Below are 15,221 nucleotides of genomic sequence, written 5' to 3'. Positions count from 1 at the left end.
ATAATAGGACAGAAAAGCACTGGATAGCCTCTTGTTGAAGGAATAGGGTTCGTATATAGGGAACGAAGTCCGAATGTAAGAAGAGTTAAAGCAGATGAATGAGCTAGACAAGCATTTTTAACATCTTTCATGGCCACCTCGGTGGACGCTCGATGGGAAAAAGAATAGCCAACTTTGATCGGTAGCGCTTGAGGCATCTTGCGAGTCAATGGCCAAGAGGGTCCATGAGTCTCCTTCTCTGGCATTGCGGGCCTTTAGTTGCTCAAGTGAATCGCTAGATTGTCGAGTGTGCCAGACCAGCCATCATACACGTACTGATCACCGGGGTGACCGGTGAATCCACGTAGGTGGAAGATCATCTCAGTGCAGTCACCCTGATCCATCAAGGTTAGAGTCACGGCAGGGGATTTTTCGATGGGATCGTCGGGGTAACCCCAGGTGAAGACGAGTCGTTCGAAAGGTACGACGTCGAGGAAAACACCTCCAGTAGGATACTCCTCTCCTGTTTCCTTGTTGACCATCGTGTAACGGTATCGACCACCCTCTCGGACGTCGAAAGAGATGGACTCTAGGGGCGTAGAAGGCAACCAGTTGACGAGTTCTTTCTCTTCAGTCCAGGCGCACCACACGAGCTTGCGACTCGCGTTTAGGGTGCGAGTGATAGTGAATTCCGGTACAGGTGTAGGCATTTTTATTGTTCCTCCTTTTTTGGTCATGGTCTTAAGGTGTTTGTCCAGTGGATGATATGGATTAAAATGGGGGTATCAAAGACGAATTTCAGCTTTCGTGAGTTAGCCAAATGGCCCATGAAGGAGGGTTTCAAATGGTAGACTCACGAGATGACGATCCGCAACCTGGATATTAGAAGAGGATGTGTACTTGAGCCAGAATCTAATAGAGTGAGAGGAATGTAGTTTTATTACATGTTAGTTCAGAATCAGACGGAACGAATCACGAATGGAACTAGGAGATAAATATTCACTTAATTCAGGCTAAATAGTACAATTCATCTGAATTAAAATACATATACTATATTAAATTTGGAATGTTAGTTTGCTATCTTCAACTAACATTCCAAATTTAATATTTCTTGAAATGAGTGATGGATTTGGCTCATAATTTAAAGACAAAGATCAGAATAATCAATGTGAGTAAAGGAACTGTAACAGTTGCATGCCCTGGGAGAACGAGAAACAGTTATTTTACTTTTGATGCCCCTTTCCCATCTGGACATTGGCTAATCTTAAATTGTTTCCATCCAACGGGTCTGAGGGTAATCTATGTTATCTTTCATACTCGATTGAATATTTTCACTGGAACTACAAACCTTATTCCTGGAGAACGTATTAGATTAGCACCTGTGGGTTAATAGATGATTTTTGAGATTCAACCACGTAGTGTTTTACATTCCTCTTGATTCTCTTCTTCCATCTCAAACTTATCACTGGAAGTCGCTTCATTCAACGTTTTCCGTAATTGTTTAATCTTACACTTGATTTCAGGTGGTAAAATGATGGCTCATTTTCATCGTTAACCACCTCTTTTACTTGTGTTGATCCATTATATTATAAAGAGAGGAAGCCTATATACGATCGTATATTAAAGACAAAAATCCCACTCGATTACTCTATGAATTTTCTCTTATGCAAGTAACTGGGCCAAATATGTAAAACGGACGCTAATTTTATTCCATTCTCGAGGCCGATTGTTGAAGGTTGGCTAACTTTATAAACCCAGTAATTACAGTTCTTTGATATCATATATAAGCTGAGGAATTCCATCACTGAAAGTATGTTCAGATCCATTAAGTAACCGAGTAGTTGCCTGTGGAAGTTTTTTCTTATAGTGTTCAAGATGTTTTGATGATATTTTTTCATCGCAAAAGCTGTGACAAAGGAAAATCCGTTCTATCTGAGGGAGTTTTGTAGCGAATTTTTCTGATAAAGTAAACTCCTCTGCTAGCCAATCATCGTCCTTTCCCCAGTATGGTGTAGCAATCATAAATAAACCGGAAATGGATTGTGTGCAAGTTTCCTCGGAAAGATATTTTAATAGAACCGAACCACCTAAAGAATGGCTGATGAGAATCATTTCATCGTCCAATGAAGCAAATTCTTTTTCAAGATGAGCTTTCCAAAGTGTGTACTTAGGATCTTCTGGATTAGGCATCTTTTGGTCTAACAAGGTGTATTCATCACTGAGCGCCTTTTGTATAAATGCCTTTAGATCGCTACTTCCGTGATGAAGCTCCTGAGATCCCGCACTATGAATGAATAATATTTGTTTCCCCATATTATTAACTCCTCTTTCTACTTAGATGTTACAAAGGAAGTGTAGAAGAAAGCAACCGATTTTATTAGAGGTATCGTAGGGAATCGAAAACCGTGTAACGAGTGTGGTAGCATCTGTTACTTTCATGATGAGAATCCTGGCACCACCATATACAATCGATTGCAATAGTTCAACTTTTGATGAAGGAGCTAGTTGTCACAATCATAAAGGTCAACGAAAAGGAATGAGTGGGTAGGAATCATATGATATGGCTCCTTGTTTTTTGGAGATGTATCACGATATAAGGGCGATTAGGTATAATAGATGCTATGAAACCTGGCCGAGGAGATGGAGAATTGAGAGAGCATAATCTGTTTTTGGCTGCTTTGTTTGTGATACTCTGTGGAGCTAGTGTAATAGCTCATCTTTATTTGATGAGTGAACTACAACCTACTTATCCTCAAATAAACGCGTCATTACATGCTATATTGATGATGATATGCGGACAGCAGTATCAGCAGATGGTAAAGAAGGTGCAACTTTATTGACTATTTGGAAACAGGGTGACGATCCGCAATCTGGAGGAGGTGTATAACGCTTGATCCAGAACCACATGGTGAACGTTTACGGTATTTCCAGAGCTAGAGGCGGATCATTATGAAATGGATTGGTCCTAAGATGCGAATAACTTTAACCCGTAGAGGCAGTTGATGATTAGATGTTTAGTGAGGTAAAAGAGGTAATTGGTAAGGAAGCAAGGAGCGTTATTTGGTTTAAGATCATACAGCTCCTATTGGCGACAGTAGTTTTGGGCGCTTATGCCTGGAATTATCTGTACTTAAAGGTTCCACCTGATGTTGGTTGGACATTTATAGTTTTAATCATCATTACATCACTTTTTATAATCGAGAAGGCTACTAAACAAGAATCTAAGCTCAAACAGATAAAAAAGACTATGTTTGGTAAGGTTACAAATATCATAGAGTATACATTGGGAATTGTAGCTTCGATATTGATAATCGCTACCTTCTTTGTATAGATCCTATTAAAACCCGATCTTACTTGGGATTATCACCAAGAACCAGGTAAAATGCATTAGGAGCTCTTATCTTATTGGTAAGACTCTTGAATGGTCGGAAGTCTTTAAACAGTAAGAAGCATCCCGCTCGTGGCACCGAACGGGATGCTGACGAATAGCAATCCGCAACCGCCATTTAATCGGCGGGGATCGAAAACCGTGTGACGGGTGTGGTAGCACCTGTAACTTTCATCATATTCTTGCCATTACCATAGACAATTAATTGAATAATTCAACCCTAATGGTGGAGGGAATGCCATGAGAGCCGCCGTTTATACAAGGGTTAACAGAAGAGCAATGAGAGCGTGGGATCATTCCACACGTGGCTACTACTCTAAATCTCATTGATCCTATTGAAGGTAGTGATTTCCTTATCTCATTTGATAACCAAACCGGATAGAATGAATTTCTTATTAATGTACTACTTTCCACATATGATCAGGGAATTCGACTTCATCAACAACGCATCGATAAATACAACCACATGCATGGTTTACATACCTAGGAACGTGTTCGTAATCAGGTATTGGTTCTAATACGTATGCCTGTCGTTTCTATATATAGAGTTCCTCCTTGATTAGAGAATATATTTTGCAGTGGATATAACGAGAAAAGAAAGAGGTTATCACAAGTGAAGATCAAGGAGTGAAAATATAGTTTGTTCATAGATTATGCAAGTATTGTATAAGCCAATTTAATAAAGAAAATAGCAAACCACTACAAAATAGAACTGAAAAGATGCCACTTACATAAATAATTCTTGATATGAGCTCTCTGTGTAAGGGGACAGATACAATTGAGCGTAAAATAAACTTAACCGTCCAACGAAAGGGTATTATGTACCAATAATCATTTATAGAATTGATTTTATTGTGTACCAACGTCGAGAAAATATATAGAGAGATTAGGAAAATTGATAGCAATGAGATTATATTTAAACTAACTCCTATAATTTGAAAAAAAATAAAAGAGACTCCCTCTAATCCAAAGCTACTAAGTAAACCCGAGAGCTTATCAATGTCATAACTCGAAAGGAGTTTATCAAAACTCCCTAACGGGAAAACAGGATTATTTAGAAGAAATAAGTTGAAAAAAGGCACACACAAAAATATGTAAGAAGCTTTTAATGGCTTTGTCCATAATTCTCCTATTCGCAAATCATATCTAGCCATCACAAATGTCATAATGGAATTTAATGAAAATATTATAATAGTTAGAATGGTCATTGATATCCAGACTGGTTCTCTATATTCAAGATAAAGTGCAGAAATAAGGCAAACAGCAATAAATAAAGCTACTGCTACCCCTATATCACTCTGGCTATCATGCGACTTAAAGTAATATGTTTCTTTAGTCACTTCATAGTATCGTACTTCTTCTATGTTCTTTTCTGTCAAAGTACTTATGTTTGTCTCCGATTGGTTATTAATATTCGATATTTTTTGCTCATTAAAAGCTATTTTACTTAAAGCGGGACCTAGTAATGTTAAAAAGAGACCAAGGAAAATTTCAAACCAGTGGTCAATAAAAAAATCGACAATAATCAAGAAGATTCACCTCTGTAATATAGATTAATCTAGTTCGAATTTCATGTATTATCTTATAAGGTATATTATACTAGTTAATTTGAAATACGCAATATTGAGGTCTCTATTTATTATTGCATACGACTGCCACTATATAGTGAGGGAACGAGGATATCGAGTGGCTATACCCTGAAGAGCCAGGCGGTATTTAAGCACTAGGTGGTGGTTTTTATTTTGAAGGATTTAATTCTTCCCTGTCGAATTCTGGTCGGATGGGAGGGGAAGGTATGTTTAGAAATGTAACTAAAAGAGACTTAGTAATTTTAATCACTCTTAGCCTGTTCTGGCTACTTATTTTTGTAACATCTCATTTACTCGGAGGATCACAGAGAGCAGGAGAAAATTTAGCTTTTGCAGCAACATTAGTATCAATTGTGTTAGCTGTACTGGCGATCATAATCACTTTGGTTGATACTGCTGAACAAAAACAGAATATAATTAATTTACAAGACACTGTTGACAAGATGAATTTCAATTTGAACCAAATTAATAGGATGTCAGATGCTCTCGAAGAACAACAGAGACAAACAGAAGATCTGAAAATTGAACTTAGTGAAAAGGTAGATGGGTTAACTATAGGTTTTAATAAGTTGAAAAAGTTATTAGAAGGAGAAAATGATAGTGTACCTAAGGAAGAAATTGAAGAGGTTATCAAAGAAATTCAAGAAAAAAGCAACCCCAGTATTCCTGTGAGTTCACTCAAGGGTGTGATTAGAAATTGGAGGATGGAATTAGATCATAGTGAAGATGATGATGGATAGATGGAATTATTTACATTCACAAACCGCGGAGGTGGTGAAGATATAAAAACAACGCTATGGCAAATGGCCGATGCCGAATGCATGGGGGAAAGTCGACAGGCGCACCATCGGAGAAGATGAAGCGGAATAAGAATGCAGTCGCAATAGCGAGTTTGAGAGCATATTCATAGGTGAGCTAAACGATAGCGAAAAAGATCTTTACAACATTTCACCCAAGGCGGACTATCTCAGACAGATAGACCTGGCCTTGGGTATTTATGAACCAACATCTTAGTCTAATGGATTGATCTATTCCAAGTTTGATAGATTGGCCATTAGTGAACTACCTGAGATGCGGAAATATTGGGCGGGATCAACTACAGGACCAGCAACGAAACTAGCTCTATGTTATGTGGCATTGGGATCAACGTTTATATGCTATAGATAAGCTTTACCGAAGCAGGAAAAAATCACAGGTCAAAAAATCAACCTCCAAGTATGTGGAGGTTTTTTTAGTTTGGAGAGAGTAGCAGGTAGATCATAACCAAAATGGGATTCATCCAGAGTGGGTTTATATTGATCCATTTAATTGCGAACTCACCATTTTCTTGTTCATATAATTATGCAATGATTATGTAATGGTTCGTATATATTTATCCCGTAAAATGAGACACATAAGTAGCTTTGCATCCTATACAAAAGGAGTGGTGAAGATGACAAAATTCAAGTGGATCATCTGTGGTCTTGTCATAATTGTTTCTCTCGTATTATGGCTGGTCTTTCGTCCGGAAACACTTATCTTGGATCAAAAAGTAAGTGAGAAGCTCCCTGATTCTCCATCTCAATCACAACCATCTTCAAATGAAAGTTCAGAAGATGAAAGTACAGAAAAGGAGAGTACAGAAAAGGAGAGTACAGAAGAACCTCAGGCACTTTATCAAGGTAACTTCGAAAAAGGAGATGATTCTCATGATGGCGAAGGAATAGCTACCATATATCAAATGCCTGATGGGAAGCGGATTCTACGGCTTACACAATTCGAAACCGATAATGGACCTGATCTCAAAATCTATCTTGTTGCACTCCCTAAGATAGAAGAGAGTGCAGATATCACAAAAGATAACTACATTTCTCTCGGTAAATTAAAAGGGAATCAAGGTGACCAAAACTATGAAATACCGGAACATGTTGATTTAGATAAATTCCTCTCCGTCTCCATATGGTGTGAAAGATTTTCTGTTAACTTTGCTTCTGCTTCTTTAGAATAGAGCTGAAGTTAGTAAATGGTAAAAGATACATTCTCATCATATTTGACGGGTGCTACTACACCCGTCACTTTCAATACACCACGATCATGTCCAGATTTATTGCGACCATTGACTTCTATAAAGGAGGGGCTATATAACTTGTAAAACCCATGCAAAGAAAGTGTGGTGCGAAAATGAGAGGCGGAAACCCATGTAAAAACAGCGCCATGGTAAATGGCCGATGCCGAATGCATGGGGAGGGCGATTAAATCAGTTCTATTCATACAAGGTTGATTTTTTATCAAACCGGAACCTCTATGAAGAGAGTGCATAGAATAATAGAAGGGGAATCACTCCTCACTCTATATAATAGGGGGATGAACATAATGATTGAAAGAAGAGCAGAAATCACTTTAAGCACAGGTGATGTTTATATCGTAAGGGCTGATAGCATTCGGTGGGAAGGAAACATGTTAAAAGCAGATGTAGAAAATCTCTTTGCAGCAGAGCTTTCAGCAGCGGTTTTCCCTGAGGGCGAAGTGATATCTATTGTTGATCTGCCAGCATTGGACGAAAGTGACGGCTAAAGTTATCTGCCTCATCCTGTCTCTTTGGAGAGGGATGAAGCTTTTTCTATTTAAACTTAACCGTGCAACAAACTTAAACCTAATCCGAGGAAAGGATTCTGGCGCGTTTACCGTGATGGAAAGCGTCTGGTCTCCTTCGACTATGACGAAAACGTCCGCGAGCAAGTCATGAATGAGTTGAAGAAGCTCATGGATGCAAACCAAGGGAAAATTATTATCGAAGTCGAACGCGCTTTGATCGAGCAATAGCAAGAATCCCTTTTTATATGTAGAATAACCATATACAGTGACCAAAACATTGAGAAGACCGGGTGAAAGGGAAAGTTCCCTTGCCCGGTCTTTGTTATTGGGATAATCCCCTATTAGGGACGTATTGCATACAAAACTCTTTTTCCGGGGTATTCTGTCACAGTCCATAATTCATCTTGAGATGGCCAGTAATATAAATCTTCAGGACCGATTCCTGCTTTAAGAGAAGTCATCTCTTCACCTGGCACTCCTTTATACAATTTACCATTATTGAACGTCCCTGAGCTGGTCATAACATACCAATCTCCATTTAGAGCAAGTGCTCCCTGTGCATGGGCTTTAGGTAAGCCATATACTTCAGTTGCTCGCGCCTGATCATCGCTTGATGTTTTTAGTTCACTATCTTGGAGTGACCACCTAGCCATACGTCCATACAAAGTTATGTCATTTTCGGGGTTCGGGGGGTTACAGTACTCCCCTGTAATTAAGGAATCAGGGACTGTACTCCGATCAAGGCCGACAAAGCTAAACCTTGGGTAAGCATCTTCTTCGCAACCAGATCCAGTATGTTTTCCAGGGATAGTCCATGCACCAACTTGTGACATTACATATCGATACCCATGACCATAATAAGTTCCGTTAATACGACCCACTTTATCTTTGTCGGAAGTATTCCCATTTTCACTGGACTTAAGATCAAAGACATATCGCATGTCAAATACCCGAAAACCTTTTGTGGTATCCGCTACATATAAGTAATTTCCATACCATACAATTCCACCTGCATGAACTTCTACAGCTCGATAGCTTGGGTTCCCGAAAGAGTTGGTATAGGGTTCAACAAGGAGCACATGACGATATTTTCCTGTTTCAGAGTCAAGAAAACTAATTCTTACACCCTTGCTCTCATGATACCAACTTACTACGAAAGCTTGCTTACTGCCCCAAAAATCATCTTGTTGAGCATCTCCTACTCCACTTATCCCTTGTGGATACCATTCTTCGGTTAAGTTATCCCCACTATTAAAGCACCAACTATCAACAACATCACTGACCCCTGAGAGTGCTAGTGAATGGCAATCTTGTGTTGCCTGCCGATTTGCACCGTTCAACAAACTCTGTATTCCACTTTTCGGCAAAACGTTATCTAGTTTTTCTGCCTCTATTAATAGATCCGTAGAAGTATGTTCAAGAGAAAATAGGTCCTTCCTTATCGAGGAAATCGCTTCAGTTGCTCCATAGGCAACAAAAGTTGGCGATAGAAATATAGCGAGACTAGCTATTAAAAACAAAACTTTCGTAAATAGATTATCGTTCATATTTGCACCTCTCTAAATTGTTTATAATATATTGATATAAAGGTATAATTATGATATCATATATTTACCATAAGGAAAGGGGCAATCAGTTATGTTACGAAAAAAATTTGCACTAGGTTCTCTAGCTTTAGCTACCGCATTTTCACTCTTGGCATTCTCTCCTTCGGATGCCTTTGCGGATGGAGATGGACAATGGAATTCACTAGGTATTAAAAGTATTTCTAATGGTGTGACGAGTACCTGGAATTCTACAGGCGGAGATGTTATGTATTGCTTAGTTTCTGGTTCCGAAGGTACATATAAATTGTACGAGGATGATCAAAGCAATGCGGACGACTATGTTTCAGGTAGTACGGCCACATTGTCCACTGGTGAATGCAAGATTATTAGAAATGTAAATAAATATGTCGATGGTACCTACGCAGAGTTTTATGTAACAGGACCAAATGGTGCGAAAATCAGATTCTATGACTAAGTATTTTGAAGTATAAGTGAAAAAGACCGGGTGAGGGAGGAAACTTCCCTTGCCTGGTCTTCTGTTATTCTAAATGACTGTCTAAGAACTCATCAAAGGAGTTACAGATTGTCTGTACCGCTTCGGGATACTCTGGTGTTTCTGATATGAGATAATTAATCCGCATCAAAGTAAATAATCTTAGGATTGTACTTATTTCGATAATCGAAGAAAAACAGATCGTTGCTTGTACCATCACCCCTCAACAGTTTGAAAATCAACTTATCCAATTTTTGTAATCGTAGACTTGACTTTTTACTGACTCACTTACATTTCACTCGGTAAATTAAAAGGAAATCAAGGTGACCAAAACTATGAAATACCGGACCATGTTGATTTAGATAAATTCCGCTCCGTCTCCATATGGTGTGAAAGATTTTCTGTCAACTTTGCTTCTGCTTCTTTAGAATAGAGCTTAAGTTAGTAACTAGATGGGAAAAGCCTCATCCTTCTCCATTTGAGATAGGATGAGGCTTTTTCGATTGAAGCTTAGACACAATCCCACCATGTGAAAATGAATTATGAAATCGTAGTGAATCGATATATAAACCGTTCCTAGAAGATGACACGCGAACGCAAATAATCTTTGATGGATCGAGTGGAAAGAGCTTCTTCATTGTCTTCAATTTGAAGTGGGTACGAAAACGCCGTTAGCATTAGCGCTTTTTACTACGACATAAAGGAGTTTTGAGTTGTATTTAACACGAATGAGAGGGAAGAACTGAAAGAATAGTGCTCGAGCGATGTTTTCTAAGCTAGGTGAAAAATTAACTCGTTTCGGTTACTCTACCAGTACATCGGCGAAAGAAAACTGTCTGACGGGTGTAGTAGCACCCGTCACTTTCAATACACCACGATCACCAGAATTATTGCGACCAATGACGGCTAAAAAGGAGGGGCTACATAACTCGTAACGGATGGCGACCTCAGCCCCACCACTTTCGATCCAATGTTCGATACTGAATGGCTTCAGCAACATGGATACTTTCAATTTGCTCTTTTGCTACTAGATCGGCAATGGTACGGGCAACTTTTAAAATTCGGTCATGGGCACGAGCACTGAGCCCGAGCGCATCAAAAGAGTCCTTTAATAGTTGCTGTGTCTCCTTATCCACTTTGCAGTAACGGCGGATCATGGAAGGAGGCATGGCTTCATTATGAAGGATCGCGGTACCTTGAAACCTTTCCGCCTGGACGGATCGAGCTTGGATAACCCGCTGGCGGATTACTGATGAGGGCTCTTCTTGCTGTGTTTGAGAGAGTGTCTGGTAATCTACTCGTGGGACTTCTACATGCAGATCGATCCGGTCGAGGAGCGGACCGGAGATTTTGGCTCGATAGCGTTGAACTTGGGTAGGGGTGCATGTACACGCGCGATCTTGCTCGTAACCATAAAATCCACAAGGACAAGGATTCATCGAAGCGATTAACATAAAATCAGCGGGAAAGGAAAAGGTGGCTCGTGCACGGCTTAGCGTTACTTGGTGATCTTCCAGTGGTTGACGGAGAACTTCTAAGGCTCCCTTAGTAAATTCGGGTAGCTCGTCTAAGAATAGAACACCTCGATGGGCGAGACTGACCTCTCCAGGCTTTGGGATGGAGCCCCCGCCAATGAGGCCTGGGGAGGAGATCGTATGGTGAGGAGCACGAAAAGGACGTCTTGTTTCTTTTTTTCCTCGTGTGGGCAGATGACCGGTAATACTTCTAATTTTAGTTACTTCCAGAGCTTCACTCGCGTGCATGGGCGTTAGAATGGACGGAATACGCCGAGCGAGCATGGTTTTTCCAGATCCAGGAGGACCGATCAAGAGAAGATTATGCATGCCTGCTGCGGCCACCTCCATCGCTCGCTTGACATGACGTTGACCGCGCACATCATCAAAATCTGCTAAGGGCATCTCGGTGTTACTTGTCAGTGACGTTAGCGGAATGGGAGGGGCTGCCTCCTTCTTTAATATGGAGACACTTTCTTTTAAGGTAGAGGATGCGTAAATCTCCATGTCATCCACTAGCCCGGCTTCTTCTGCGTTTTCTGCAGGGAGGATTACTCGGCGGAAACCGCGATCCTTTCCAGACATCACCATGGGTAGAACGCCGGTAAGAGGGCGTAGTGATCCATCTAGAGCGAGCTCACCCAATAGGAGCCATTCATCCGCTCCTTTGCATGAAAGCTGGTCACTGGCTTGTAAAACACCTAAGGCAATAGCAAGGTCAAAGCCGGAGCCTTCTTTGCGTAAATCGGCTGGAGCAAGGTTGGTGGTGATTCGTTGGAGTGGAAAGGAGTACCCACTATTTTTTACGGCTGCACGAACCCGGTCTCGTGATTCTCGAACGGCGGAATCGGGTAGTCCGACTACGTCAAAAGCGGGTAAACCATTACTGATATCCACTTCTACTTCGATTAGCACACCATCGATGCCATGAATGGAACAACTATATAATTTAGCATACATACGAAATCCTCCAAAAAAGAATGAACATCCTAGATTCTGTTATCTATAGGATTCCATCTACTCTTGGCGAATTCCTCTGTCTACGTATTTGTTAGTCTTTAAAATCGTATCGATTATTGTTTGAGCACAGTAATGATTGAATATAAAAGAGACGAGCTTGCTCGAATCAGGAACAGGCTAGTCTCTTTGAGCTCTTCCAATACACTGGTCGTTTTATTTCTAGATTACAGCTTTTTCCCGAAATAGCGCTCATGTCTTTCTGCTACTTGTTGACGTTTTTCTTTAAACAATCCTTCTGTTGCTCGATCTAAAAATTCACGAGGGGTGATATCTCCTTGGGCATAACGAGTATAAAGGTCTTTCTTAGTGGATGGTTCCGGATAGGACTTCTTCCTGACGATCCCTTGTTTCATGTGCATCCCTCGCATTTTTTGTTAGGTTGAGATGATAACTTAATAAGGGGAGAATGGCATTAGAAAATGAGTGTAAATAAGCAATTTCTTCGCTATCATTGTATGCCCCCTTGTTTTTACCCGTCACACTGAGCACACCGATCGTCTGACCCTTACATTTGATCGGAATTGTGATGAGTGAGCCAAATTGCTTTTCAGAATAGGGGTTTACGTGAAAACGTGCACTCGGTTGATTAACGTCTTCGATGTAATGGGCTTCTCCTGTGAGGTATGTAAATCCGACCGCGTTTTCTTGTGTTATTTTGAGAGAGAACTTTCTGATGTTCGTTGAGTGTCCACACCACACGAAGGGAATAAGATGGGTTTCGTCATCATTACCTGTAAAAAGGACCACTTTGGGATGGTCGGGAGACGTTTCACTCATCATAAAGGCTTGAATGATGGAGCAGAAATTCATTAATGTATCGCGGTTGTTTTCTTGGGAAAAGGGTTCACTGATACATTTGGAAGTTTTCTTCGCCATGATGCTCATGATTTCGAGAGCATAAGTATTTCTGACAATTTCCTCATCTGAATGAGAAAAATCACCACTGATCTGGGTGATTTTCTTTTCGTCATAATATAAACGAAGTACCATACTTATGATGACTCCCGTGAGTAGTACGCCAATGGTGACCACAGTGGGACTCTGGCGAAGATTTTCCCAATTGGGTTGAGAAAGTATGATCCATAAGAGCCCTACTATGACGAGAGTAGCGGTGAGCCAAGCAAACCACTTAAACCGTTTGAATAGAGCATGAATCGTATCACCAATCGTATCGCCGCTCATTTAATCACCCCTTCACGGCACTCATAAAAAAGTATGCACAAGGAGGGATTGTTATTCGAAGTAGTCAGTTTGAAGAGGAGAAGGCTGCATAGAAGGGATAGAGGATTTTTATACGGTGCGTTTGGTCTGAAATAATGAATAAGGAACATACGCTTTAATACATCCTCAGCGTACATTCCCGATGATCTGTTTCTCTGTAAAAGCTATTCTATATACAATGAGCGTACCAAGGTTCTCTTATAAGGTTCGCCATTGCTTCGCTGTCCCTGAATATCCACTGTGATATTGCAGACCCTTGATGAGATTTGTCTAGATATCGTTCCGATAAAAACGCCTTCTGCGTGGTTCGCCAATCGGAGGGTGGTTTCAGAGTGGGATGTTGTCGGTAAGTCAATAATCTTTTGTGGAGAATCTATCATACGCATTTCCATTTGAATAGAACTCAGATCAAATGACTGGGGTTGTTTCAGTGTTACGTATATGGGAATAGAGCCATTAATCAAGGGGAGAGATCCTTTTACAGTGGCGATTTCAGGTTCAGAATAGGTGACTACCATTAAATACGCTTCTTTACTCGTAGCAGTCAACTTTACTTTCCACATCCCGCTCTCTGGTTTCGTTACGCGATAAGCCTGAGTGGTGGCTCCCGCGAAATAGTCTTTGCCAGTGCCTGAGGCATAGGAGGAGTACTTTTCTGTATAGGTTTTTCCGAGAGGCGATTGTAAATGGAAGCTCACATTGGCGGCACTCGTGGCTGTTTGAAAGATCACTTCTTTTTGCCCTGCAGGGACGAAGACGTCGTTCTCCAGTAAAGTATCTGGAGCCAATTCTCCTCCGCGAATGTAATGTTCGTGGTTTTCCGCCGAGGGAAGAGGAATTGAATTTTCTGTGAATGCAGCATTCGCCCTTCCGCTGAGGATGGGTTGAATGCGTTGGAAGACGTTTTCTCCATAGATGAGGGTGTCGTGATTGAGAGTGGAATCAGTAAAGAGGTGTCGACTGTATGGGAGTTTGGTGCTCCACAGATTTACTGCGCCATCGCTAGGACCATGCGAACTAAGATAGAGTCCACCAAACCACAAGTAATCGCCGAAGTTGCCCCAACTGGTCCCCGCTGCTGTATAATAATCTTGTGCTCCGACTTTTTTGTTGGAGTCTGTCTCTTTGCGGAACTCTTGCATTTGTCCTGTTTGTAAGGAATAAGTAGCAGCGGTGTGTTGGTCGAGTCTTTTGGCTAACCATTCGGCATACCAACTGTAAGCAAGGTCTGCTAAGGAAGTGCCTTCATGAGGAGAACCGATGGTGACAACATCTTTTACATAGGAAATGGCATCATGGTAGAGGAGCGCGGTTTGTGTATCGATGCCTCCTTTGCTATAGGAGATCACATGAACTTGTTGCCCGAAATGGTTATAGATCTCTCTTAGTTGAGCTGCTAAGATCTTGCCATTGGCCCATTGGCTTTCCGCAAATTTGCGTCCTGCTGCGTCATATAATTGGACAAAGGCAGTCCGATATCCCGCTTGGTAGGCCAGCGTGTAGAGGTTACCAGCACCTTTACTCCAGATGGAAGCATTATTTCCGATTCCGGGGACGAAAACAATGGGTTGCTTTTGTTTGTCTTCTTTGGAGGGCGTATCACCTACATACCACGTACCAGGAATATATCCAGTATCAGTGACTTCTTTCCAATAGGCCCTCTCCTCGTCTGTGAGGACGTTACCCTTCTCTACCATTTTCTTAGGGGCTTTGGACTTATCCTTACGTTTAGTGATAGAGACGAAAGAAAGGAGTTCACCCAGAAGCAAACGAGCAGTGGACAAGCGATTGGAGATACTCATCAGGGTCCCCCCTTGTATTTTTTCTTTTGTGTATAAAAAGGGTACGACGGTTTACCCTGAATTTCCTGCTTTATTAGGGATCATCAAGGAATTG

General features: G+C 40.9%; 14 protein-coding genes and 2 pseudogenes. 7 read left to right on the top strand and 9 right to left on the bottom strand.

All coding sequences use genetic code 11. The features are described from left to right. Positions 1-254: 254 nt before the first annotated feature. Together AC6RGY_RS06575 and AC6RGY_RS06570 are read right to left on the bottom strand one after the other, a co-directional pair. Positions 255-629 carry an SRPBCC family protein gene (locus AC6RGY_RS06575; RefSeq protein ID WP_499860865.1) on the bottom strand — a complete coding sequence of 125 codons (375 nt, stop codon included), beginning with the start codon at positions 627-629 and terminating at the stop codon, positions 255-257. 1,111 nt (positions 630-1,740) lie between these two features. Next, on the bottom strand, positions 1,741-2,292 hold the full coding sequence (locus AC6RGY_RS06570) for an alpha/beta hydrolase (protein WP_499860861.1): 552 nt from the start codon (positions 2,290-2,292) through the stop codon (positions 1,741-1,743). Positions 2,293-2,627: 335 nt separating this feature from the next. Between AC6RGY_RS06570 and AC6RGY_RS06565 the strand changes: the two genes are divergently transcribed. Beyond that, the gene (locus tag AC6RGY_RS06565; RefSeq protein WP_499860856.1) at positions 2,628-2,819 is read left to right on the top strand and encodes a hypothetical protein; all 192 of its coding nucleotides are present in this window, start codon (positions 2,628-2,630) and stop codon (positions 2,817-2,819) included. 1,192 nt (positions 2,820-4,011) lie between these two features. Here the strand turns inward: AC6RGY_RS06565 and AC6RGY_RS06560 are convergent. Further along, positions 4,012-4,896 carry a hypothetical protein gene (locus tag AC6RGY_RS06560; protein WP_499860851.1) on the bottom strand — a complete coding sequence of 295 codons (885 nt, stop codon included), beginning with the start codon at positions 4,894-4,896 and terminating at the stop codon, positions 4,012-4,014. A 266-nt stretch (positions 4,897-5,162) separates the two neighbouring features. Here AC6RGY_RS06560 and AC6RGY_RS06555 point away from each other — a divergent pair, with 266 nt between their 5' ends. The 3 genes and pseudogenes from AC6RGY_RS06555 (at position 5,163) to AC6RGY_RS06545 (ending at position 6,943) form a co-directional block, all read left to right on the top strand. Continuing rightward, a complete protein-coding gene (locus AC6RGY_RS06555) occupies positions 5,163-5,696 on the top strand; it encodes a hypothetical protein (protein ID WP_499860846.1) in 534 nt (177 codons plus the stop codon). Between the two features lie 53 nt (positions 5,697-5,749). Further along, positions 5,750-5,866: pseudogene (locus AC6RGY_RS06550) on the top strand (HGGxSTG domain-containing protein); the annotation flags it as partial. Positions 5,867-6,475: 609 nt separating this feature from the next. Beyond that, positions 6,476-6,943 carry a DM13 domain-containing protein gene (locus AC6RGY_RS06545; protein ID WP_499860843.1) on the top strand — a complete coding sequence of 156 codons (468 nt, stop codon included), beginning with the start codon at positions 6,476-6,478 and terminating at the stop codon, positions 6,941-6,943. An 8-nt stretch (positions 6,944-6,951) separates the two neighbouring features. On the opposite strand, the gene AC6RGY_RS06540 is transcribed toward AC6RGY_RS06545, so the two are convergent. Continuing rightward, positions 6,952-7,227 (bottom strand): hypothetical protein, encoded by a 276-nt coding sequence (locus tag AC6RGY_RS06540; protein ID WP_499860841.1) that lies wholly within the window; start codon positions 7,225-7,227, stop codon positions 6,952-6,954. A gap of 72 nt (positions 7,228-7,299) precedes the next feature. Between AC6RGY_RS06540 and AC6RGY_RS06535 the strand changes: the two genes are divergently transcribed. Beyond that, a complete protein-coding gene (locus tag AC6RGY_RS06535) occupies positions 7,300-7,509 on the top strand; it encodes a hypothetical protein (protein ID WP_499860838.1) in 210 nt (69 codons plus the stop codon). A 362-nt stretch (positions 7,510-7,871) separates the two neighbouring features. Here the strand turns inward: AC6RGY_RS06535 and AC6RGY_RS06530 are convergent, their stop codons facing one another. Beyond that, positions 7,872-9,077 carry a hypothetical protein gene (locus tag AC6RGY_RS06530; RefSeq protein ID WP_499860835.1) on the bottom strand — a complete coding sequence of 402 codons (1,206 nt, stop codon included), beginning with the start codon at positions 9,075-9,077 and terminating at the stop codon, positions 7,872-7,874. A 91-nt stretch (positions 9,078-9,168) separates the two neighbouring features. Between AC6RGY_RS06530 and AC6RGY_RS06525 the strand changes: the two genes are divergently transcribed. Together AC6RGY_RS06525 and AC6RGY_RS06520 are read left to right on the top strand one after the other, a co-directional pair. Beyond that, positions 9,169-9,552 (top strand): YndA family protein, encoded by a 384-nt coding sequence (locus tag AC6RGY_RS06525; protein WP_499860834.1) that lies wholly within the window; start codon positions 9,169-9,171, stop codon positions 9,550-9,552. A 307-nt stretch (positions 9,553-9,859) separates the two neighbouring features. After that, positions 9,860-10,003 (top strand): annotated as a pseudogene (locus AC6RGY_RS06520) (DM13 domain-containing protein); the annotation flags it as partial. A 369-nt stretch (positions 10,004-10,372) separates the two neighbouring features. Here the strand turns inward: AC6RGY_RS06520 and AC6RGY_RS06515 are convergent. From AC6RGY_RS06515 to AC6RGY_RS06500, 4 genes are all read right to left on the bottom strand, one after another. Continuing rightward, positions 10,373-10,567 carry a hypothetical protein gene (locus AC6RGY_RS06515; RefSeq protein WP_499860832.1) on the bottom strand — a complete coding sequence of 65 codons (195 nt, stop codon included), beginning with the start codon at positions 10,565-10,567 and terminating at the stop codon, positions 10,373-10,375. Continuing rightward, complete coding sequence (locus AC6RGY_RS06510) at positions 10,518-12,044, bottom strand: YifB family Mg chelatase-like AAA ATPase (RefSeq protein ID WP_499860827.1); 1,527 nt, start codon at positions 12,042-12,044, stop codon at positions 10,518-10,520. Before AC6RGY_RS06510 ends, AC6RGY_RS06515 begins: the two co-directional genes overlap by 50 nt. Before the next feature lie 363 nt (positions 12,045-12,407). Beyond that, complete coding sequence (locus AC6RGY_RS06505; RefSeq protein ID WP_499860823.1) at positions 12,408-13,286, bottom strand: GAF domain-containing protein; 879 nt, start codon at positions 13,284-13,286, stop codon at positions 12,408-12,410. A gap of 203 nt (positions 13,287-13,489) precedes the next feature. Next, on the bottom strand, positions 13,490-15,127 hold the full coding sequence (locus AC6RGY_RS06500; protein WP_499860819.1) for a lipase family alpha/beta hydrolase: 1,638 nt from the start codon (positions 15,125-15,127) through the stop codon (positions 13,490-13,492). Positions 15,128-15,221 lie beyond the last annotated feature (94 nt).

It is taken from the genome of Mechercharimyces mesophilus, assembly GCF_059818345.1.
Note: the sequence above shows the minus strand (reverse complement) of the source record. Positions and strands in the feature narration are given on the sequence as shown.